Origin of the sequence: Rhizobium tropici CIAT 899 (assembly GCF_000330885.1) — a bacterium.
GTDB lineage: Bacteria > Pseudomonadota > Alphaproteobacteria > Rhizobiales > Rhizobiaceae > Rhizobium > Rhizobium tropici.
Genome location: NC_020059.1, coordinates 2,570,411 through 2,589,723 on the forward strand (window position 1 = coordinate 2,570,411; position 19,313 = coordinate 2,589,723).

General features: G+C 61.0%; 16 protein-coding genes. 12 read left to right on the plus strand and 4 right to left on the minus strand.

Annotated elements, in window-relative coordinates:
- Nucleotides 1–26 precede the first annotated feature (26 nt).
- From RTCIAT899_RS12670 to RTCIAT899_RS12690, 5 genes are read left to right on the plus strand one after another with little or no spacing between them, the layout of a single operon-like run.
- Nucleotides 27–1,040, plus strand: coding sequence for an AAA family ATPase (locus RTCIAT899_RS12670; RefSeq protein WP_015340638.1), 1,014 nt, complete (start codon nucleotides 27–29; stop codon nucleotides 1,038–1,040).
- 26 nt (nucleotides 1,041–1,066) lie between these two features.
- Nucleotides 1,067–1,987, plus strand: coding sequence for a DUF58 domain-containing protein (locus RTCIAT899_RS12675; protein WP_015340639.1), 921 nt, complete (start codon nucleotides 1,067–1,069; stop codon nucleotides 1,985–1,987).
- A complete protein-coding gene (locus RTCIAT899_RS12680) occupies nucleotides 1,984–4,806 on the plus strand; it encodes a DUF4159 domain-containing protein (RefSeq protein ID WP_015340640.1) in 2,823 nt (940 codons plus the stop codon). Before RTCIAT899_RS12675 ends, RTCIAT899_RS12680 begins: the two co-directional genes overlap by 4 nt.
- 1 nt (nucleotide 4,807) lies before the next feature.
- Nucleotides 4,808–6,880, plus strand: coding sequence for a hypothetical protein (locus RTCIAT899_RS12685; protein ID WP_015340641.1), 2,073 nt, complete (start codon nucleotides 4,808–4,810; stop codon nucleotides 6,878–6,880).
- 2 nt (nucleotides 6,881–6,882) lie between these two features.
- Complete coding sequence (locus RTCIAT899_RS12690) at nucleotides 6,883–7,305, plus strand: GNAT family N-acetyltransferase (RefSeq protein ID WP_015340642.1); 423 nt, start codon at nucleotides 6,883–6,885, stop codon at nucleotides 7,303–7,305.
- A 136-nt stretch (nucleotides 7,306–7,441) separates the two neighbouring features.
- On the opposite strand, the gene RTCIAT899_RS12695 is transcribed toward RTCIAT899_RS12690, so the two are convergent.
- On the minus strand, nucleotides 7,442–8,014 hold the full coding sequence (locus RTCIAT899_RS12695; protein ID WP_015340643.1) for a GNAT family N-acetyltransferase: 573 nt from the start codon (nucleotides 8,012–8,014) through the stop codon (nucleotides 7,442–7,444).
- A gap of 352 nt (nucleotides 8,015–8,366) precedes the next feature.
- Between RTCIAT899_RS12695 and RTCIAT899_RS12700 the strand changes: the two genes are divergently transcribed.
- Nucleotides 8,367–9,356 (plus strand): glutathione S-transferase family protein, encoded by a 990-nt coding sequence (locus RTCIAT899_RS12700; RefSeq protein ID WP_015340644.1) that lies wholly within the window; start codon nucleotides 8,367–8,369, stop codon nucleotides 9,354–9,356.
- Between the two features lie 15 nt (nucleotides 9,357–9,371).
- Here RTCIAT899_RS12700 and RTCIAT899_RS12705 read toward each other — a convergent pair whose 3' ends face one another.
- The gene (locus RTCIAT899_RS12705) at nucleotides 9,372–9,863 is read right to left on the minus strand and encodes an NUDIX domain-containing protein (protein ID WP_041677605.1); all 492 of its coding nucleotides are present in this window, start codon (nucleotides 9,861–9,863) and stop codon (nucleotides 9,372–9,374) included.
- A gap of 50 nt (nucleotides 9,864–9,913) precedes the next feature.
- On the opposite strand from RTCIAT899_RS12705, the gene RTCIAT899_RS12710 reads away from it, so the two are divergent.
- The 5 genes from RTCIAT899_RS12710 (at nucleotide 9,914) to RTCIAT899_RS12730 (ending at nucleotide 15,016) form a co-directional block, all read left to right on the plus strand.
- Complete coding sequence (locus RTCIAT899_RS12710) at nucleotides 9,914–10,852, plus strand: metallophosphoesterase family protein (RefSeq protein WP_041677606.1); 939 nt, start codon at nucleotides 9,914–9,916, stop codon at nucleotides 10,850–10,852.
- A gap of 387 nt (nucleotides 10,853–11,239) precedes the next feature.
- A complete protein-coding gene (locus RTCIAT899_RS12715; RefSeq protein ID WP_015340647.1) occupies nucleotides 11,240–11,752 on the plus strand; it encodes an RNA polymerase sigma factor in 513 nt (170 codons plus the stop codon).
- 3 nt (nucleotides 11,753–11,755) lie between these two features.
- On the plus strand, nucleotides 11,756–12,595 hold the full coding sequence (locus RTCIAT899_RS12720; RefSeq protein WP_041677607.1) for an anti-sigma factor: 840 nt from the start codon (nucleotides 11,756–11,758) through the stop codon (nucleotides 12,593–12,595).
- Between the two features lie 101 nt (nucleotides 12,596–12,696).
- Nucleotides 12,697–12,900: a hypothetical protein gene (locus RTCIAT899_RS12725; protein ID WP_015340649.1), complete on the plus strand. Its 204-nt coding sequence runs from the start codon at nucleotides 12,697–12,699 to the stop codon at nucleotides 12,898–12,900.
- A 271-nt stretch (nucleotides 12,901–13,171) separates the two neighbouring features.
- On the plus strand, nucleotides 13,172–15,016 hold the full coding sequence (locus RTCIAT899_RS12730) for an ABC transporter ATP-binding protein (protein WP_015340650.1): 1,845 nt from the start codon (nucleotides 13,172–13,174) through the stop codon (nucleotides 15,014–15,016).
- A gap of 70 nt (nucleotides 15,017–15,086) precedes the next feature.
- Here RTCIAT899_RS12730 and leuA read toward each other — a convergent pair whose 3' ends face one another.
- The gene (gene leuA / locus RTCIAT899_RS12735; RefSeq protein WP_015340651.1) at nucleotides 15,087–16,793 is read right to left on the minus strand and encodes a 2-isopropylmalate synthase; all 1,707 of its coding nucleotides are present in this window, start codon (nucleotides 16,791–16,793) and stop codon (nucleotides 15,087–15,089) included.
- Between the two features lie 329 nt (nucleotides 16,794–17,122).
- Nucleotides 17,123–18,307: a benzoate/H(+) symporter BenE family transporter gene (locus RTCIAT899_RS12740; RefSeq protein ID WP_015340652.1), complete on the minus strand. Its 1,185-nt coding sequence runs from the start codon at nucleotides 18,305–18,307 to the stop codon at nucleotides 17,123–17,125.
- Nucleotides 18,308–18,505: 198 nt separating this feature from the next.
- Between RTCIAT899_RS12740 and RTCIAT899_RS12750 the strand changes: the two genes are divergently transcribed.
- Nucleotides 18,506–19,291: a DeoR/GlpR family DNA-binding transcription regulator gene (locus RTCIAT899_RS12750; RefSeq protein WP_041677609.1), complete on the plus strand. Its 786-nt coding sequence runs from the start codon at nucleotides 18,506–18,508 to the stop codon at nucleotides 19,289–19,291.
- The last annotated feature ends 22 nt before the right edge of the window (nucleotides 19,292–19,313 follow it).

Below are 19,313 nucleotides of genomic sequence, written 5' to 3' on the forward strand. Positions count from 1 at the left end.
CCCTTTTTCTGCCATTGGAGACGCAAATGGGCATGATCAAATCGACCGAAACGAGCCTCGATGAGCAGGCCATCATCGCCTCAGCCGAAAAGGCTCTGGGCGATATCGCCCTGGTCCGCGAAGAGGTGTCGAAGGTCATTTTCGGCCAGGAAAGCGTCGTGGAAAACACGCTTCTGGCCGTGCTTGCCGGCGGTCATGCCCTGCTGGTCGGTGTGCCGGGTCTCGCCAAGACGAAGCTCGTGACGACGCTCGGCGCAGTCCTCGGCCTTGCCTCCAATCGCGTGCAGTTCACGCCGGACTTGATGCCCTCGGATATTCTCGGCTCCGAAGTCATGGACCAGGACGAAACCGGCCGCCGCTCTTTCCGGTTCGTCAAGGGTCCTGTCTTCGCGCAATTGCTGATGGCCGACGAAATCAACCGCGCTTCGCCGCGCACGCAGTCCGCCCTTCTGCAGTCGATGCAGGAATATCACGTCACCATCGCCGGCCAGCGTTATGACCTGCCCGCTCCCTTCCACGTTCTCGCAACGCAGAACCCGCTGGAGCAGGAGGGCACCTATCCGCTGCCGGAAGCCCAGCTCGACCGTTTCCTGCTGCAGGTCGATGTCGATTATCCCGAGCTTGCCGACGAGCGCCGCATCCTGCTCGAAACCACAGGCTTGAGCGAAGTGACGCCGCAGGCTGTCATCGACGCCGAACGCTTGCTGGAAATCCAGCAGCTCATCCGCCAGATGCCCGTCAGCGACGGCGTCGTCGATGCGATCCTGTCGCTCGTGCGTTCGGCCCGCCCGGGCCAGGGCAATGCCTCGACGGACAAGCATGTCGCCTGGGGCCCTGGTCCTCGTGCCGGCCAGGCGATGATGCTCTGCGCCCGCGCCCGCGCCCTTTACGAAGGCCGGCTTGCACCGTCGATCGACGACATTCATGCACTCGCCGAGCCAGTATTGGAACACCGCATGGCGCTGACTTTCGCAGCCCGCGCCGAAGGCATGTCCGTACGCGATGTCATTTCAGGGCTGGTCAAGCAGTCGAAGTCGTGACCCGGACGTCGAGGAGAGTATAGCGCGTGGCATCCATCGGACAGACCGTCAGACCGACCTCAGGCAATGATGCCCTCTCCCGAGCCCGTAGTCGTGCCGCCCTCGTGCCGGATTGCCTCGTCGAAGCCAAGCGCATCGCCAACACGGTCATTGCCGGATGGCACGGCCGGCGCAAGCGCGGCATCGGCGAGAATTTCTGGCAGTTTCGCCCCTATACGGAAGGTGAAAGCCTGTCGCGCATCGACTGGCGCCGCTCGGCCCGCGACGATCATACCTATATCCGCGATCATGAATGGGAAGCCGCCCACACGATCTGGCTCTGGGCCGATCTCTCGCCATCCATGATGTATAAATCGACCTACGGCCATGTGTCCAAGGAGGGTCGCGCGCTCGTCATCATGCTGGCGCTGGCGGAAATCCTCTCCCGTTCCGGCGAACGGATAGGCTGCCCCGGCATCATGGAGCCGGTTTCGACCCGCAATGCAGCCGAGCGCCTGGCCGCAGCGCTGATGCATACGCCGCTCGAAGGCGGCCTGCCGCAGACGGCAATGATCCGCGGCTGGAGCGATATCGTGCTGATCGGCGATTTTCTCGACGATGCCGATAGCGTCATGGGCAGGATCGGGCCGCTGGCCCGTCGTGGCTTGCGCGGCCATGTGATCGAGGTTGCCGACCCCGCCGAAGAACTCTTTCCCTATAGCGGACGCACCGAGTTCAGCGATCCAGAAACGGGCTCGAAGCTGATCGCCGGCCGCGCGGAAAACCTGCGTGACGATTATCAGCGCGCCTATCTCGCGCGGCGCGAAAATCTCGGCCAGTCGCTCCGCCATCTCGGCTGGACCTTCGTCAGCCACCGCACCGACCGGCTGGCTTCCGAAGCTCTGGTCGCCGTGCATATGTATCTCTCAGGCATGCCCGCGAGGGTCGCGTCAGGAGGCCAGCCTTGAGCGGCCTCTCCTTCGCATTCGCTTCGCCGGCCATCTTGGCAGCGCTCATTCTGCTTCCTGCGATCTGGTGGCTGCTGCGCCTGACGCCACCGCAGCCGCGAACCGAAGTGTTCCCGCCTCTGCGCATTCTGGCGAGCATTCTCAAGCGTGAGGAAACGCCGGCGCGCAGCCCGTGGTGGCTGACGCTGCTGCGCATGCTGCTTGCCGCCCTCGTCATTCTCGCCATCGCCAATCCCATGTTCAATCCGCGCACCAACACGCTCTCGAGCGGCGGCCCGCTGGTCCTGATGATCGACAATAGCTGGGCGAGTGCCTCGGATTGGGAGCGCCGTGTGCGAACCGCCGATGCGCTGATCGACGATGCCGACGCCAAGGGCATTCCCGTCTCAATCGCCTTCACCGCCGAACAGAGCAACGATCCGACGCCGGGCGCGGCGACAGCTGCCCGCAACAAGCTGCATGCGATGAACCCGCGACCGTTGGTGCCGGATCGACAGCGCGCAGCCGACGCAGTGAAAGCGGCACTCAATGGCAGCAAGGCCGGCACCATAGCCTTCATCTCCGACGGTATCGAGAGCAAGGACAAGGACGATATCGTCAGCCGCCTTGCCGCGCTGCAGCCAAGCGAACTGCGGCTGATCGAAGGCGACGGCCACGATATCATGGCGCTTACCGGCGCAGCCAATACCGCCAGCAACATGACCGTCACGGCCACACGGCTGGACGGCAGTGGCCCGATGCGCCTCGGGCTGACGGCACAGGACAATCAGGGACGGCCGATTGCCGTCGGTTCGCTTGATTTCGCAGGCGGGCAGACGATTGCGACCGGCTCCATCGCCGCGCCCTTCGAAATGCGCAATGATTTCGCCCGCATCGGCATCGACCATCAGGCAAGCGCCGGTAGCGTCTATCTGCTGGACGACGGTTTTCGCCGCCGCCGCGTGGCGCTCCTCTCCGGACAGGCCGCCGACGAATTCCAGCCGATCCTGTCGCCGCTCTATTATATCCAGCGTGCGCTTCAACCCTATGCCGATCTGACCCAGCCCAACAGCGCCGATCTGGCGAAGTCGATCCCGCAACTGCTCGCGGGCAATCCCTCCGTCATCATCATGGCCGATGTCGGCCGCCTGCCGCAGGAAACCTATGCGCCGCTGCAGAAGTGGATCGAAAATGGCGGCACGCTTGTCCGCTTTGCCGGCCCGCGCCTTGCCGCGGCACCCGCCGACGATCCTTTGGTCCCGGTCACATTGCGGCAGGGCGAGCGCACATTCGGCGGCGCCCTTTCCTGGGCCGAACCGCAGCCGCTCGCCGACTTTCCGTCGTTCGGCCCCTTCGCCGGCATGCCGAAGCCGAACAACGTCCTGATCAAGCGGCAGGTCCTGGCCGAGCCGACGCCGGATCTCGCCGAGCGCACCTGGGCAAGCCTTGCCGACGGCACGCCGTTGGTGACCGAAAAGCAAATGCAGTCAGGTCGCATCGTACTCTTCCACGTCAGCGCCGAGCCGCAATGGTCCGATCTGCCGATATCGGGCGATTTTGTCGAGATGCTGCGCCGCATCGTCCAGCTGTCGCGCGCTGGCGGCGTCGCGTCGGGCCAAGGCGCTGCCAAGGCAAGTGAAGCAATGCCGCCCTACCGGCTCCTGACCGCCAAGGGCGCGTTGACCAGCGAGATCGGCAGTGCCCGCCCGCTGGAACCAGGCAACAAGGGAGCCGCTGTCGCAAGTTTCGACAACCCGCCCGGCCTCTATGGTTCCGAAGAGGGCTTCAGTGCCCTCAATACCCTGCCGAGCGGCACAGCGCTCAAGCCGCTGGATGCCTCGGCAGCCGGTGCGGTCGCACGCGAGGGCCTGATCGGGGGCGAGGCCTGGTCGGCAAAGCCGATCCTCTTCACCCTCGCTTTCCTCATCCTGCTGGCCGACAGCATCATCGTGCTATTCATGAACGGCGCCTTTCCGCGCCTGGGCAGATCGACGAAGACGATCGCGGGCGGCGCGGCAATGCTGCTGCTGGCCGTCTCGCTCGCCATGTTCTTACATCCGGTAAACGCTCTGGCCGACGATTCCAAACCGGGCGACGACGCCATCTTTTCGCGGCTGGACAAGACACATCTTGCCTATGTCGTGACAGGCGAAACGGACGTCGATCACATTTCGGAGCGCGGGCTTGCAGGCCTCTCCGACTATCTCACCTATCGCACGACGCTCGAACCCGGCCCGCCGGTCGGTGTGGATCCTGCCAAGGATGAACTCGCCTTTTATCCGCTGATCTACTGGCCGATTTCTGCAACGGCCCCGATGCCGTCCAATGACGCCATCAATCGCATCGACACCTATATGCGCAATGGCGGAACCGTGCTCTTCGACACCCGCGACGCCATCGACACGATGGGCGACACGTCGTCGCCGAGCCCGAACGGCCAGCGTCTGCAGCAAATCCTTGCCAATCTCGACATCCCTCCCCTGGAGCCGGTACCTGCGGGCCATGTGCTGACCAAGTCCTTCTACCTGCTGTCGAGCTTCCCCGGGCGCTATGCCGACAGCCCGCTCTGGGTGGAAGCGCGTCAGGATGCGCGTCGCGACGCGAATGCAGTCGCCACCTCCGATGGGGTGACGCCGATCATGATCACCGGCAATGATTTTGCCGGCGCCTGGGCCGTGGCCGACAATGGCTCGCCGCTGCTGCCGACCGTGCCGCCGGATGAGACCCAGCGCGAATATGCCTACCGCACGGGCGTCAACATCATGATGTACATGCTGACCGGAAATTATAAGTCCGATCAGGTCCACGTTCCCGATATCCTGCAGCGCTTGGGGCAATAATATGAATATCGGCTTTGCCCCCTTCCTCCCCTGGCCCGTGCTTGCCGCTTTGGCGGTGCTGACGCTCGCCATCGCGGCGCTCGCAATCTACAGGCGCCTGCGCGGCGGCTGGATTCGCGCTCTGGCGGGCATCGCTCTGCTTGCGGCACTCGCCAACCCGGTGCTGATGCAGGAAGATCGCGATCAACTGTCGACGATCGTTCCCGTTGTCGTTGACCGCAGCCTCAGCCAGCAGACGCCGGAACGTGGCAAAATGACGGACGAAGCCCTGGCAATGCTCAAGGATCGGCTGGCCCAATTCCCCCGCATTGAGCCGCGCATTGTGGAATTCCGCGATCCGGCGGAATCGGAATCACCGTCGACAAGGCTTTTTTCCGCCCTCTCCTCGTCGATCGCCGACGTGCCGCCCGCCCGTATCGGCGGTGCCATCTTCCTGACCGATGGCCAGATCCACGACATTCCCGGCGTCAATCAGCAGCTCGGCTTCGACGCGCCCGTCCACGGGCTGATCACAGGCAAGCCGGACGAATTCGATCGCCGCATAGAGATCGTGCGTGCCCCGCGCTTCGGCATCGTCAATGATGAGCAGCAGCTGGTCTTTCGGGTCGTCGACGACGGCAAGAGCCCCGGCGGCACCGCAGCGGTCACGGTCAAGATGAATGGCGACGAGATTGCCACACTGCAAGCCACGCCCGGCCAGGACACACCCTTCAGCTTCAAGGTGCCGCGCGCCGGCAACAATGTCCTCGAGTTTGCGGTCGCCGAAGTGCCTGGCGAAGTCACCGGCATCAACAATCAGACGGTCCAAGTGATCGAAGGCATCCGCCAGAACATGCGCGTTCTCCTCGTTTCGGGTGAACCGCATGCCGGCGAGCGCGCCTGGCGCAACCTGTTGAAATCGGACGCATCGGTCGATCTCGTGCATTTCACCATCCTGCGTCCGCCGGACAAGCAGGATGGCACGCCGATCAACGAGCTGTCGCTGATCGCCTTCCCGACACGTGAACTCTTCGTCGACAAGATCAGTTCTTTCGACCTGATCATCTTTGACCGCTATCAGGACCGCCAGAACGTCCTGCCGACGATCTATTATGATTACATGGCGCAATATGTCGAAAATGGCGGCGCGCTGCTGGTCGCGGCCGGCCCCGAACATGCCGGCGGTAGCTCGATCGCGTTGACGCCGCTTGCCTCGGTGCTGCCGGCCGAGCCGACGGGCCAGATGATCGAGAAAGCTTTCTATCCGCGCCTGTCGGACCAGGGCAAGAAACACCCCGTCACGCGCGGGCTGGATGGCTCCGAAACCGAGCCGCCGCATTGGGGCCGCTGGTTCCGCAGCGTGGATGTGGAGAGGCCGCAAGGCCAGACCGTGATGGTCGGAGCCAACAACAGCCCGCTGCTGGTGCTGAATCGCGTTGGCCAGGGTCGTGTCGCCATGCTGCTCTCCGACGAGGGCTGGCTCTGGGCACGCGGTTTCGAGGGCGGCGGGCCGCATGTGTCGCTCTACCGCCGCATTGCCCATTGGCTGCTCAAGGAGCCGGCGCTGGAAGAGGAGGCGCTGACGGCCAATGCCGCCGGGCGCACGCTGCAGGTTACGCGCCAGACGATCGGAAACGATCCCGGCGCCGCCACGATCAAAACGCCATCGGGCAAGACGGACGCCCTGCCGCTGAAGCAGACGCAGCCCGGCCTTTATCAGGCGGAGAAGCATATGGGCGAGATCGGCCTCTACCAGATCGCCAGCGGCAATCTATCGACGCTGGTTCATATCGGCGCCATCGATGCTCCGGAATTCAAGGCAATGATCTCCACCACGGAGACGCTGAAGCCGCTGGCGCAGAAGACCAAGGGTCTCGTCACCCGCGTCGCCGGTGCCAATGGCAGCGTGACGGTGCCGCAGGTTCTGCCGGTGCGCGGCGCCGTTCGCGTCGCCGACGGTCAGCGCCTGACCATCCGCATGACCGACGAAACAGTGCTGAAGGGGATCAATACCCTGCCGCTCTTTGCAGGCTTTGCCGGTCTCGCCGCCCTCCTCTTTGCTTTCTCCGCCACATGGTGGCGCGAAGGACGGTGACTATGAAGATCGACGTGACCGATACGCCATCGGAAAGCGACCTTGCGGCCATCAGCGAGGGACTGACGGCTTTCAACACCGCTGATGTCGGCCCGTCTGGCCGGCAATCCCTGGCCGTTCTGATCCGCGACGATACAGACAAAGCCATCGGTGGCATCTCCGGCTACACCGCCTGGGGGTGGCTGTTCACGCAATGGCTTTTCGTGCCGGAAAGCCTGCGCGGCCGGGGCATGGCCGGAAAGCTTCTGGAGGCGGCGGAAGCGGAAGCGAGCGCGCGTGGCTGTTTCGGCGCGTGGATCGATACCTTCAATCCACAGGCGCTAAAAGCCTATCAGCGGCAGGGTTATGCCGTCTTCGGCGAACTGCCGGATTTCCCGGCCGGTCGCAGCCGGTTCTTTCTGCAGAAGAAATTGTCGCCTCGCTGACATCAAGCGGGGCGATTTTTCGTTGATAGCGCCTTTAAAGCCTTTCCGCTTTTCTTCGAATCGCAAAAATGCTCTATCCCTTTGTTTTTACGCAATTCCGGACGGAAAACCGCTTCGCACTTTTCCTGGAATTGCTCTAGACAGCCATCGCCGTGAGCTGCACGACTTCATTCAGATCGTCGTCTTCGGCTTCCACAGCGGCAGTCGAATCATCGCGCCATGCGATCGAGCCTTGCAGCCGCGCATGCGTGTCTGCGGCGATCGGCACCACCAGTACCCGGTTGGGATCGACAGGCCCCGGAAAAGTCAGTGCGTTATAGGCAACCTTCTCGAAACCGAGCGGGCAATAATAGGGCGGATCGCCGATCAGGATGACGGCTTCCGATCCCTTGCGCTGAGCAGCGGCCACCGCGATCCGCACAAGCTCGCGGCCTATGCCCTTATTCTTGTGCGAGGGGCGCACGGCGAGCGGGCCGAGGAGATGTCCCTTGACCGATCCGGCCAGCACCGGCGTCATCCGCACGGAGGCGATCGTCTCGCCATCATCGGCGCAGATGAAGGACAGCGAATGATCATGCGGCCCTTGCTCGCGAATGCGAGCAGCGGCACGGGTAAACCGTCCCGGACCGAAAGCTTCTTCGTTGATGAGTTCGATTGCAGCGTCGTGCGACGCATCCTCAGTGAGGTAGACCAGATCGTGCTTGTACATTAGCCCAGAAAACCAGATAGACGGACGATATTGTTCCCGAAAGCGCTCATCGAGCGTTCAAGATCATCGGCGTCGTCGCAGGCTTCTGGTTACTTTCATGACAAGGGGTCCTTAGACTGTGAAAAGCCGGATAGCAGGAAATATTCGGCGCGTCCAATGCAAAATGCATCCTGCCGCTCATTCATGCAAGATCGGGTCGGCATGGCATCACTTCCTTTATCGAGTTCGGCGCCCCACATGAGCCTGGTGATAGCACCCATAACGCAGTGTTCATCATTTGCCGTCTCGAAATCCGACGTGCATACCGTATTTCTGAATATATAGTTCGGCAGTTTCCCGGAAGGATCAAGAAATGGGCATGTTGGTGGACGGCGTCTGGCATGACGTCTGGTACGATACCAAAGAGACGAAGGGCCATTTCAAGCGCGTTGCGTCGCAGTTTCGAAACTGGGTGACGATGGACGGCAGCGCCGGCCCCACAGGCACCGGCGGCTTCAAGGCAGAAGCCGGCCGCTATCATCTTTACGTGTCGCTCGCCTGCCCCTGGGCGCATCGCACCCTGATCTTCCGCAAGCTGAAGAAGTTGGAGGAGCTGATCTCCGTCTCGATCGTCGATCCGCTAATGGTTGAAAACGGCTGGGAATTCAAAGGAACGGAAGGCGGCACCGTCGACCATCTCTTCGGCGCAACGAAGCTCTGGGAGGTCTATGTCAAAGCCGATCCGCATTATTCCGGCCGCGTGACCGTTCCCGTTCTCTGGGACAAGCAGACCGGCACGATCGTCAACAACGAATCTGCCGAAATCATTCGCATGTTCAACACGGCCTTCGACGGCCTAACCGGCTCCACGGCGGATTTCTATCCTGCTGACTTGCGGGCCGACATCGATGCATTGAACGAGCGCGTCTACGATACGGTCAACAACGGCGTCTACAAGGCCGGCTTTGCGACGACGCAGGAAGCCTATCAGGAAAACGCGCTCCGTCTCTTCGAAACCCTCGACATGCTGGACCAACGACTGGCAACGCAGCGCTATCTATTCGGAGATCGCCTGACGGAGGCCGACTGGCGGCTGTTCACGACGCTCGTCCGCTTCGATGCCGTCTATGTCGGGCATTTCAAATGCAACATCCGCCGTATCGCGGATTATGGCAACCTCTCGGCTTATCTGCGGGATCTCTATCAGGTCGCTGGCGTTGCGGAGACCGTCAATCTCGACCACATCAAGAACCACTATTATCGCAGCCACAAGACCATCAATCCGACAGGCATCGTCCCGATCGGGCCGGAACTGGATTTCGATCGCCCGCATGGGCGCGAGCGGCTGGCAAAAGTCGCCTGACCCAGGCGCCGGAGACTACCAGTAGCTGGAGGGAGCTGATGCCCCTTCCAGCTCCTCAAGCCGGCGATAGGTTGCCTTCGTCGTGCCCGGCGGCAGCGCATCGACCGGAAAGAAGCCGCTTTCGACGATCTCGCGATCCGGCTTGCGCGGCGCGGTCTGGGTGACCTCCACGCGATAGAAGACGACGTGGTCGCGTTTACTGGTGTGATTGTTGAAATAGACTTGGAAGAGCTGCGGCTTGCCTGAGATCACCAGATTGCCTTCCTCGCGCAGCTCCTTTTCGAGCGCCTGTTCCACAGTCTCGCGGCGTTCGACGCCGCCGCCGGGCATATGCCACCCGGCGATATAGGAATGCCGAACCAGAAAAATCCGCCCTTCGCCATCGAAGCAGGCGGCGCGCACGCCGATCGTCATGCTGCGGGTCAGCACAAAATAGACATGCAACGCGCGGCCGAACAGACGCACAGCCAAACCCTGCCTTTCATCGCGTCGATTGTCTTCACTCATGCCTGAACCCCGGCATCGTGATCTGCAATCGGATCGGGGATGTATTTGTTTTGACAATAGAGTGGGCTATGTCTCATCCCATGTTCAAGCTCGCGCATATTTCCGATGTTCACCTTGGTCCGCTGCCACGTCTTTCGATCAGAGAACTCGCCTCCAAACGCATTACCGGATTTGTGAACTGGCACCGGAACCGGCGCAAGCATCTTTTTGGCGACACGCTCGATCTCCTTCTTGACGACATCAAGGCGAAACAGGCCGATCATCTGGCCGTAACCGGCGATCTCGTCAACCTTGCGAGCGGCATGGAGATCCAGACAGCGGCCGCATGGCTGAAGACTGTCGGCGATCCCCTCCACACATCCGTCGTTCCCGGCAATCACGATGCCTACGTGCCCGGCGCCTACGAAAAGGCCATGCGCTCCTGGTATCCCTATGTCCGCGGCGACGAGGCTCCCGCCGAATGGCAGGAGGACAAGCGCATTTTCCCCTATCTGCGCATCCGCGGGCAGGTCGCTATTGTGGGATGCTCCACAGCCGTCGCCACCCCGCCCTTTGCCGCAAGCGGCTTCTACTCCTCACGCCAAGCCCGCGAGACGGTGAATATACTGCGCGCAGCAGGCGATGCCGGGCTCTTTCGTGTCGTCATGATCCATCACCCGCCGATTCGCGGCGCGACCAGCTTCTACAAGCGGATGATCGGCATTCGCCGTTTTGCAGCCGTCATCTCCACCGGCGGCGCCGAACTCGTCCTGCACGGCCATACACATCTCAATACCCTGCACTGGCTGCGCGGGCACATGGGTCCCGTTCCCGTCGTCGGGATCGCTTCCGCATCGCAAGGGGTCGGCGGATTGAAGCCGCGCGCTGCCTATAATTTCTTCACCATCGCCGGCCGCCAGGGCGCCTGGGAACTAAAGGCGGAGCGCTACAGCCTCAGCGATGACGGCAGCGGCGTCGACCCCGAAGGCTTCGATATTCTGGCGACATGACGAGCTTTTTGCGTCGTAGCGCGCATCGTTTCGGTAGCGTTTTCTAAGATACGGAGCTACAATCGAAGCACTTAAATTCCGAAATGAGGAATGCATCGTGAGGAGCGACGCATGCCCGCTTTGGGAACCTGTATCCGACCAGGTTGCTGCTTCTTGGAGGGCTTGGGCCAACATTGGTGCAGTACGGGTCGGTACATTGTGGGATAGCGCATTAAGGACGACGGTCAAACGCGCGGGTGCTTTTGAAGACTTGCGAAACGGCAGGAAAATGGTTCATACCAGCACAGGACGATTATTCCGCTCGCATCGCCTTCCTCACGGGGAAGGCCGTCGATCACGGAAGCAAATTGCCGATGTAACAACCTCCAACGCCTTCCTGGAACCATCATGCCAACGCCGGTAGCAGCCATCGATATCAGACGCGATCTGGTCGGTCTTCTTCCGAAGCTTCGCCGCTTTGCTGTGACGCTGACCGGCGATCTTGCCGAGGCGGACGAGCTTGTCCAAAACGTCTGTCAGCGCGGCATAGCCAAGTTCCATCTTTGGAACAGCGGCGGCAAGCTGGAAAGCTGGCTCTACACCATGGCCCGGCACCAATGGATTGACGAAGCGCGACGTCACAAGCTGCGTCCCGCCGGCAAGGGCAATGCCCTGGAACAGGGCGATCCGGCATCACAAACCCATTTAAATCCGGTGGAAGCCGGTGAAGCGCATCGCCTGGTCACATCTTTGCCAGAAGGACTTGCCAGTGTCTTCCTGCTGGTTGATGTCGAAGGACACAGCTACAAGCAGGCGGCCGATGTTCTCGGCATCCCGTTGGCGGCGGTGGCATCAAGGCTCTCCAGCGCACGCCTTTACCTCGCCTCCCAGGGTCATAGCCGCTCGTCCCGAAGGTTTTAAGCATTGCAAGATATGAAGAAAACGCCGCTCGAAGTCCGCTTGTCCGCCTTCATGGATGGGGAGACGAGCCGCGAAGAAAAAGAAGAGCTGGAAAAGCTCATTGCCTCCGACGCGGACGCCCGGCGTATTTTCGATGAGCTGAAACATGGCTCCGATGTCGGTCGTAAGGCTTTCGATGAGGTTCTGAAGGAGCCGGTACCGCTGGCGCTTGTTCGCTCGATCAAGAGCGCTCAGCCTCCGAAGACCCGAGAGCCATCTCCGCGTATTGCCAGGCATTCGCTGAAACTGGCCCCGACGGGCAAGCAATCATTGGCCGCGGCCCTTATCCTGTTCGCCGTCGGCGGCGGCATCGGCTATCTTTTCGGTATGCAGCCCGCTGACGTCCCGGCGAGCCCTCCGCCGACCCCGTCACAGCTTATGACTCGCAACTGGCTGGACGATATTGCCGCCTACCACCGCATCTATGCGCGCCAGCCGCAGCATATGGTTGAGTTGCAGGCAAGCCAGTTGGACGAGATCGCCAAGTGGCTGGCAAGCACCGCCGGCGTCAAATTCAACGTTCCGGATCTCGCTGCTGATGGTCTCGTCTTCCAGGGCGCGCGCATGTCCGTCGCCGCCGGTAAGCCTGTCGGCCAGCTGATCTACAAGAACCTCGATGGCGATGTCGTCGCCATCTGCTTTACCAAGACGGACGGCATCGCCGACGACGATTTCAACGAAACCATCAAGGACGATATCAGCATCGTATCCTGGCATCGCAACGGCACCACCTATGCGGTCGTCGGCCCCTCCTCGAATGCGATGCTCGATCAGATCGCCAATCGGGTATCCTCGGAGATCTGACTGATATCCCATCCGTTTTGCCGCTTGCAGCCACCAGCCGGTCGATGGATAATAGGGTGCGGTAGTCGTGTGGGGTCCGATAGTCTTGCTGGAGTTTCAACATGTCCGACGTTCTGCTGACCATTCCTGAAATCGACAGGCGTATTGCGGCGATCAGGGAAAATCTTCGCGAACTGATTGAGCAGGCAGCAGCCTTTTCCGGCGCCGCCGACGAAGAGCGGGCGTCCGAGCGGATAGCCGAACAGGAAGAAGAGCTCGAGCGTCTGACGAAGCGACGCGATGAACTCGCCAAGGGCCAGGCCTGAGCAAAATTCACCATTGAAGCATATATATCCTCGGACGACCTCGATGCGAGCTGTGTAAAGGACGCTATTCGCTCATCTATGTCGAACGATCCCGATACAATTGCTGCTGACATCGGCACCGATACAAGCTATGTAGGTTGCAGCGACCAATGAGGAGAGCACTCTGATGAAAAATCACGGCACAGGAAACCACCGCTGAAAAGCAGTGCCGTGAAGGGCTGCTTTATCGGCCCAACCATCAGATTGATATCTTCGCCCGTGGAGGGCACTCATGTTTCGTCGCTTCGAAGAGCTTGTCGATCCATTTCAGGATCATGACCAGCCGCAACCATCATCCAAGGCCTGGCGCTATCTTCTAAACAACCTTCGCCCGTTTCGCGCAGTCGTGGCGATGAGCCTCGGCCTGACTGTCATCGGCGCCGTCATCGAGATCTGGCTCATCGGCTATTCCAGCAGGCTGGTGGATAATCTGGCCGTCGCCCGGCGGGAAGACTTTTGGGTATCCGAAGGGTTGGGCTTGCTCGCTGCAGCAGCCCTCATCCTGATCGGAAGGCCGCTTGCCGGCTATCTCCGCGAAAGCCTGGATGACATCGCATTCCGGCCCAATGCCGAGACTCTGTTCCGCTGGCGAGCTCATCGCCACGTTCTTCGGCAATCGGTCGGCTGGTTTCGCCAGGATTTTTCCGGGCGTATCGCAAGCCAGGTGCGCGACATAGGCACGGCAGCGACGGGTGCGGCCTATCAGGTGCTGCACACGCTCTCCTTTGTCACGATCTATGTGGCCGGCTCGCTCTGGCTGATGGCCTCGATCGACCCGCGCCTGATCTGGCCCCTCGCCGTCTGGCTCCTCTGCTATCTCGCACTGATGGCCTATGTCATCCCTCGCCTGCAGAAGGCCTCCGCGCAATACCAGGGAGCCTATGCCGAGCTGACGGGAATGCTGGTGGACAGCTATGCCAATATCGACCTCATCAAGCTTTTTGCCGATGCCAGGGCGGAAGACAAGGAAGCCCGTCGTCGTTTCGCTCAAACCCGCGAGACATTCGTTCGGGTGCAGAGGCTTGAGGTGCTTGTCAATTCAAGCATGCTGTTCCTTGGCAGCTTCCTGATCGTCGCACTTGTCGGCTATGCGGTCGTCCTCTGGCAATCCGGTGGCGCGCCGCTCGGACTGATCGCGGCATCACTCGCCTTAAGCTTCCGCATAACCGGCATGGCCGAATGGATGCTGGATGCCGTTTCCTCGCTCTTTGCTCATCTCGGCGCCATGCGGCAGTCACTGATGACCGTCTCGCAACCCCTTGCGATCATCGATGCGCCGGACGCCGAGCCGCTTGCCGTCACCAAGGGCGAGATCGTCTTCCGGCAAATCACGCATCACTACGGCAAGGGAGATGGCGGGCTCGACGGCGTTTCGCTTCGAATTGCGGCGGGCCAGAAGGTCGGCCTTGTCGGTCGCTCCGGCACCGGCAAATCGACCTTGGTCAACCTGCTGCTGCGCTTCTTCGATCCGGAGGGTGGCATCATCGAAATCGATGGACGGGATATTCGGCAGGTGACGCAGGATAGCCTGCGCCGGCAGATTGCCGTGGTCAGCCAGGAGGCATCGCTCCTTCACCGCTCCATCCGCAATAACATCGCCCATGGCAATCCCCACTTTTCGGAAAATGCGATTCTCGCTGCCGCCGAGAAGGCTGCCGCCAGTGATTTCATCGCAGGCCTGCGAGACCAGGAAGGAAGAACCGGCTTCGATGCGCATGCCGGCGAGCGCGGCGTCCAGCTCTCCGGCGGTCAAAGGCAGCGCGTGGCGATTGCCCGCGCCATCCTGAAGGATGCGCCGATCCTGGTGCTCGACGAAGCAACCTCCGCCCTCGATTCCGAAGTCGAAGCCGAAATTCAGGATACGCTTTACGGCATCATGGAAGATAAGACCGTGATCGCCATCGCCCATCGCCTGTCAACCATCGCGCGCATGGACCGCATCGTCGTGCTCGACCACGGCCGCATCGTCGAGGACGGCACACATGCGGAGCTGATCGCCCAAAACGGCATCTACGCAACGCTATGGTCACACCAATCCGGCGGCTTTATCGAAGAGGACGAGCCGGCAGCCGACTGATGTGCAATAAAAGTGGTCCCCTCGATAACGAGGGGACCTTTCGAATCAGAGCTGCACTCACGCCAAAGCTTTATGCCGCCTTGATGGCGAGTACGCGGTTTGCCGCCGATACGATCGCCTCGAGGGACGCGGCGACGATATTGGTGTTAATGCCGGCGCCGAAGAGCTTGCCGCCCGGATAGGAGACCTCGACATAGGAGATCGCCGCGGCATTGGAGCCATGCTGGAGCGAATGCTCGGAATAATCCTCAACGGACATCGGGATGCCGAGATAGATCGAGAGCGCATTGATGAAGCCGTCGATCGGGCCGTTGCCGCGACCTTCGATGCGCTTCACCTCGCCCTTGTCGGTGATTTCAGCGGCAACGATACGCTGCCCCTTGTGTTCGGGATCGGCGAAGGTGTGGTGATCGACGAAGCGGATCCGCGCGTCCGGCTGCGTCACATAGCGCTCGATAAAATGCTCGTAGATGCGCTTGGAGGGCAGTTCCTTGCCTTCCTCGTCGGTGATGCGCTGGATTTCCTCGCGATATTCCACCTGGAGATTGCGCGGCAGGTTCAAGCCGTAGTCCTGCTGCATGATATAGGCGATGCCGCCCTTGCCGGACTGCGAGTTGATGCGGATGATCGCCTCATAAGTACGGCCGACATCCTGCGGATCGATCGGCAGATAGGGCACTTCCCACACCGGGTCGTTGGCGACCTTGGCAGCCTTCATGCCCTTGTTGATCGCATCCTGATGCGAACCGGAGAAGGCCGTATAGACCAGTTCGCCGACGTAAGGGTGGCGTTCTCCGATCGCCATCTGATTGGAATATTCGAAGACTTCCTTCATGCGCTCGATGTTGGAGCAATCGAGTTCCGGATCGACGCCTTGTGTAAACATATTCAGCGCCATGGTGACGACATCGACATTGCCGGTGCGCTCGCCATTGCCGAACAGCGTGCCTTCGACGCGATCGGCGCCGGCCATCAACGCCAGCTCAGCGGCGGCGATACCGGTGCCGCGGTCATTGTGAGGATGCAGCGAGATGATCAGGTTTTCGCGGTTGTCGAGATTGCGGCACATCCATTCGATCTGGTCGGCATAGATGTTCGGCGTCGCCATTTCGACTGTCGACGGCAGGTTGATAATCAGCTTGTTGTCAGGCGTCGGCTTCATGACGTCGATGACGGCGTTGCAGATCTCCAGCGCCACATCCAGCTCGGTGCCGGTGAAGCTCTCAGGCGAATATTCGAAGCGATAGCCGCCGCCGGCCTTGGTAGCCATGTCGCTAATCATCTTGGCCGCATCGACGGCGATCTGCTTGATGCCCCGCACATCCTTGGCAAACACCACGCGGCGCTGCAATTCGCTGGTGGAATTGTAGAAATGCACGATCGGCTTGTTGGCGCCTTCCAGAGCCTCGAAGGTGCGGGTGATCAATTCCGGGCGGCACTGGACGAGAACCTGCAGCGACACATCGGCAGGCACATTGCCCTGCTCTATGCACCAGCGGGCAAAGTCGAAGTCGGTCTGCGAAGCCGACGGGAAGCCGATCTCGATTTCCTTGAAACCCATATCCAGCAGCAGCTGGAACATGCGCGCCTTGCGGTCATGGCCCATGGGATCGACAAGCGCCTGATTGCCATCGCGCAGATCGACCGAGCACCAGATCGGCGCCTTCGTGATGACCTTGGACGGCCATGTCCGGTCGGGAATGTTGATCTGGGGATAGGCGCGGTATTTCACCGTCGCTTCGGGCATGCCTTTGGGGGAATGGCTGTTCGCGTCCATGGTCTCGTCTCTTCCTTTCCCGTCATTTTATCCCGCGTCTTAGCCGATCGAATGCGGCTTGGCGATGATAAAATGCGGACCCTTTGCGGGTAAGCTGTCGATTTTACGGTAAGTCGCGAGGAGCGATGGCCAGCGGGCTTTTCGGCCGCCGGGCGCTCCTCAAAGGACCCGGCAACCGCGCGTAAGGCCGAGGAGGAGAAGCGAGGTAAGGGCGCGCGTATTGTCACGCAGGGCAACGCGCCCACGTGCAACCTGTTCGGAAATCTTTGCGCCATTCAGCTTCATGGCCGCGCTTATAGCCGCCGGATCAAAAAGAAGCAACCCCTCGCCTACTTCTTCAGCATCTGCACGCCGCGCGACAGCGCCAGCATCAGTCCGCCTGCGATCAGCCCCCAGAAGGCGCCGGAAATCCCGCCGAACGAAACGCCCGATGCCGTCACCAGAAAAGTGATGGCGGCGGCCTCGCGCGATTCCGGCTGCTGGAAGGCGTTCAAGGCGGAATTCGAAAGCGCGCCGACCAGCGCCAGACCTGCAACCGCCTCGATGAGAACAGGCGGCGCCAGCGCCACGAAAGCCGTAACGGCACTCGCCAGCAATCCGAGGATCACATAGCCGATGCCGGCGACAATCGCCGCCCAATAGCGCCGCGCGGGATCGGCATGCGCATCCTGTCCGGCGCACATGGCGGCGGTAATGGCCGCCAGATTGACGGCATGGCCGCCAAAGGGGACAGCGAGCAGCGAGAACACGCCGGTCACGGCAAACAGCGGACCCGGCCTCGGATCGTAATCATGCACCTTCAGCACCGCAATGCCGGGAATGTTCTGCGACGCCATCGTCACGATGAACAGCGGCAGCGCGATGGACACGATGCCTGCAAGCGTGAAGACCGGCTTCACGAATTCGGCCGTCGGCAGCAGCGAATGTTCGAGCGAAGCAAAGGCACCATCGGGTATCTTCACGCCGAAGGCCAGCACCAATGCGAAGGCAGCAAGCGCCGCCGGCACCGCCCATAGCCGCTTAAACGCACCGACGACGATCCAGGCAAGGATGATCGGCAGGCCGAAGACAGGATTGAAGGCGATCGCCTTCACCGGCGCAAAGCAGAGGCCGAGCAGAACACCGGCCAGCATGGCATTGGCGAGCGGCGCCGGGATCGAGGCGACGGCACGGCCGAAAGGCCGGAACAGCCCGGCAATGACGATCAATATGCCGCAGATGAAGAACGCACCGACCGCCGCTGGAAAACCGCCCTCGATCGCTCCAGCGCTCGCGAGCAATGCCGCTCCCGGTGTCGACCATGCAATGCTGATCGGAAGCTTCGTCACCAAACTGAGCACAATGGCGCAGACGCCCATCGCGACAGAGAGCGCCGTCAGGCCGGAGGCAGCCTGTGCATCCGAGGCGCCCACCACCTGCAGGCCATGAAAGACGACGGCGAAGGAGCTGGCAAAACCGACGAAGGCGGTGAGGCATCCCATGAACAGGCTTTGAACGGAAAAATCTTTGAGCATGGCGATGGAGACTCGAAGAGCGCACGACGATCGATTGAAGGCGCATGGAGCATCACAAGCATCGGGCGTGCAAGTGCTGTTTTCGAGCAAAATGGCAGTCTCATTGGACAAATCGCTCGCGGAATATATCGCCGCAGAGTCAAATCGTGCACAAACATGCATATTGACTTTCTTGTTTACGCACGTTAATGCAAATTTATGAATACTTCACTCCCATTGTCCCGCCGGGATGTCATCGAAGCGCGGCTTGCAGAGGGCCGGCAGATCGTTGCCGCATCTCTGGCTGCCGAATTCAACGTGTCCGAAGATGCCGTGCGCCGCGATCTGCGGGCACTTGCCGCAGAGGGCAAATGCCGCCGCGTCTATGGCGGCGCGCTTCCCCTGTTGACACCATCGCAGCCCATGGCCGCCCGCGTCGGACAGGAATCGGGCCGCAAGAGAACCCTGGCCAAAGCCGCCGTTGCGATGATTGAGCCGGGCGAATTCCTGTTTTTCGACAGCGGCAGCACCAATCTCGCGATGGTCGATCTTCTGCCGAAGGATCTGAAAGCGACCATCGCGACGAATTCCATTGATATCGCCAGCGCCATCATGAAGCGCGGCGATATCCCGCTTGTCCTGATCGGCGGCGCAGTCGATCCCGTCGTCGGCGGCAGTGTCGATGCGTCCGCCGTTGCGGCCATCGAAGGCATGAACATCGACCGTTGTTTTTTGGGCGTCTGCGCAGTTTCGGCAAGAAACGGCATCAGCGTGTACGAACATGCAGATGCGATCTTCAAACGGACGCTACTGAGGAGAAGCGCTGCCAGCATCGCCTTGATTACGTCTGAGAAATTTCACGAACGCGCACCGCACCGCATCGGTGGCGCCGACGATATCGACTGGCTCGTTGTCGAGGATGACTTGCCTGCCGCAGACGAAAAGGCGGCCTCAGACGCCGGCTTCTCGCTCGTGAAAGCAAGCGACGTCACCTCATCCTCCTGATTTCGAAAGACAAGAAATGACC

Excerpts from the sequence above, each read along its gene's own strand:
- RTCIAT899_RS12670 (WP_015340638.1), top strand. The coding sequence starts at position 27 with ATGGGCATGATCAAATCGACCGAAACGAGCCTCGATGAGCAGGCCATC.
- RTCIAT899_RS12740 (WP_015340652.1), bottom strand. The coding sequence starts at position 18,307 with ATGCTCAAAGATTTTTCCGTTCAAAGCCTGTTCATGGGATGCCTCACC.
- RTCIAT899_RS12705 (WP_041677605.1), bottom strand. The coding sequence starts at position 9,863 with ATGAGTGAAGACAATCGACGCGATGAAAGGCAGGGTTTGGCTGTGCGT.
- RTCIAT899_RS12685 (WP_015340641.1), top strand. The coding sequence starts at position 4,808 with ATGAATATCGGCTTTGCCCCCTTCCTCCCCTGGCCCGTGCTTGCCGCT.
- RTCIAT899_RS12700 (WP_015340644.1), top strand. The coding sequence starts at position 8,367 with ATGGGCATGTTGGTGGACGGCGTCTGGCATGACGTCTGGTACGATACC.
- RTCIAT899_RS12730 (WP_015340650.1), top strand. The coding sequence starts at position 13,172 with ATGTTTCGTCGCTTCGAAGAGCTTGTCGATCCATTTCAGGATCATGAC.
- leuA (WP_015340651.1), bottom strand. The coding sequence starts at position 16,793 with ATGGACGCGAACAGCCATTCCCCCAAAGGCATGCCCGAAGCGACGGTG.
- RTCIAT899_RS12725 (WP_015340649.1), top strand. The coding sequence starts at position 12,697 with ATGTCCGACGTTCTGCTGACCATTCCTGAAATCGACAGGCGTATTGCG.
- RTCIAT899_RS12690 (WP_015340642.1), top strand. The coding sequence starts at position 6,883 with ATGAAGATCGACGTGACCGATACGCCATCGGAAAGCGACCTTGCGGCC.
- RTCIAT899_RS12715 (WP_015340647.1), top strand. The coding sequence starts at position 11,240 with ATGCCAACGCCGGTAGCAGCCATCGATATCAGACGCGATCTGGTCGGT.
- RTCIAT899_RS12750 (WP_041677609.1), top strand. The coding sequence starts at position 18,506 with ATGAATACTTCACTCCCATTGTCCCGCCGGGATGTCATCGAAGCGCGG.
- RTCIAT899_RS12695 (WP_015340643.1), bottom strand. The coding sequence starts at position 8,014 with ATGTACAAGCACGATCTGGTCTACCTCACTGAGGATGCGTCGCACGAC.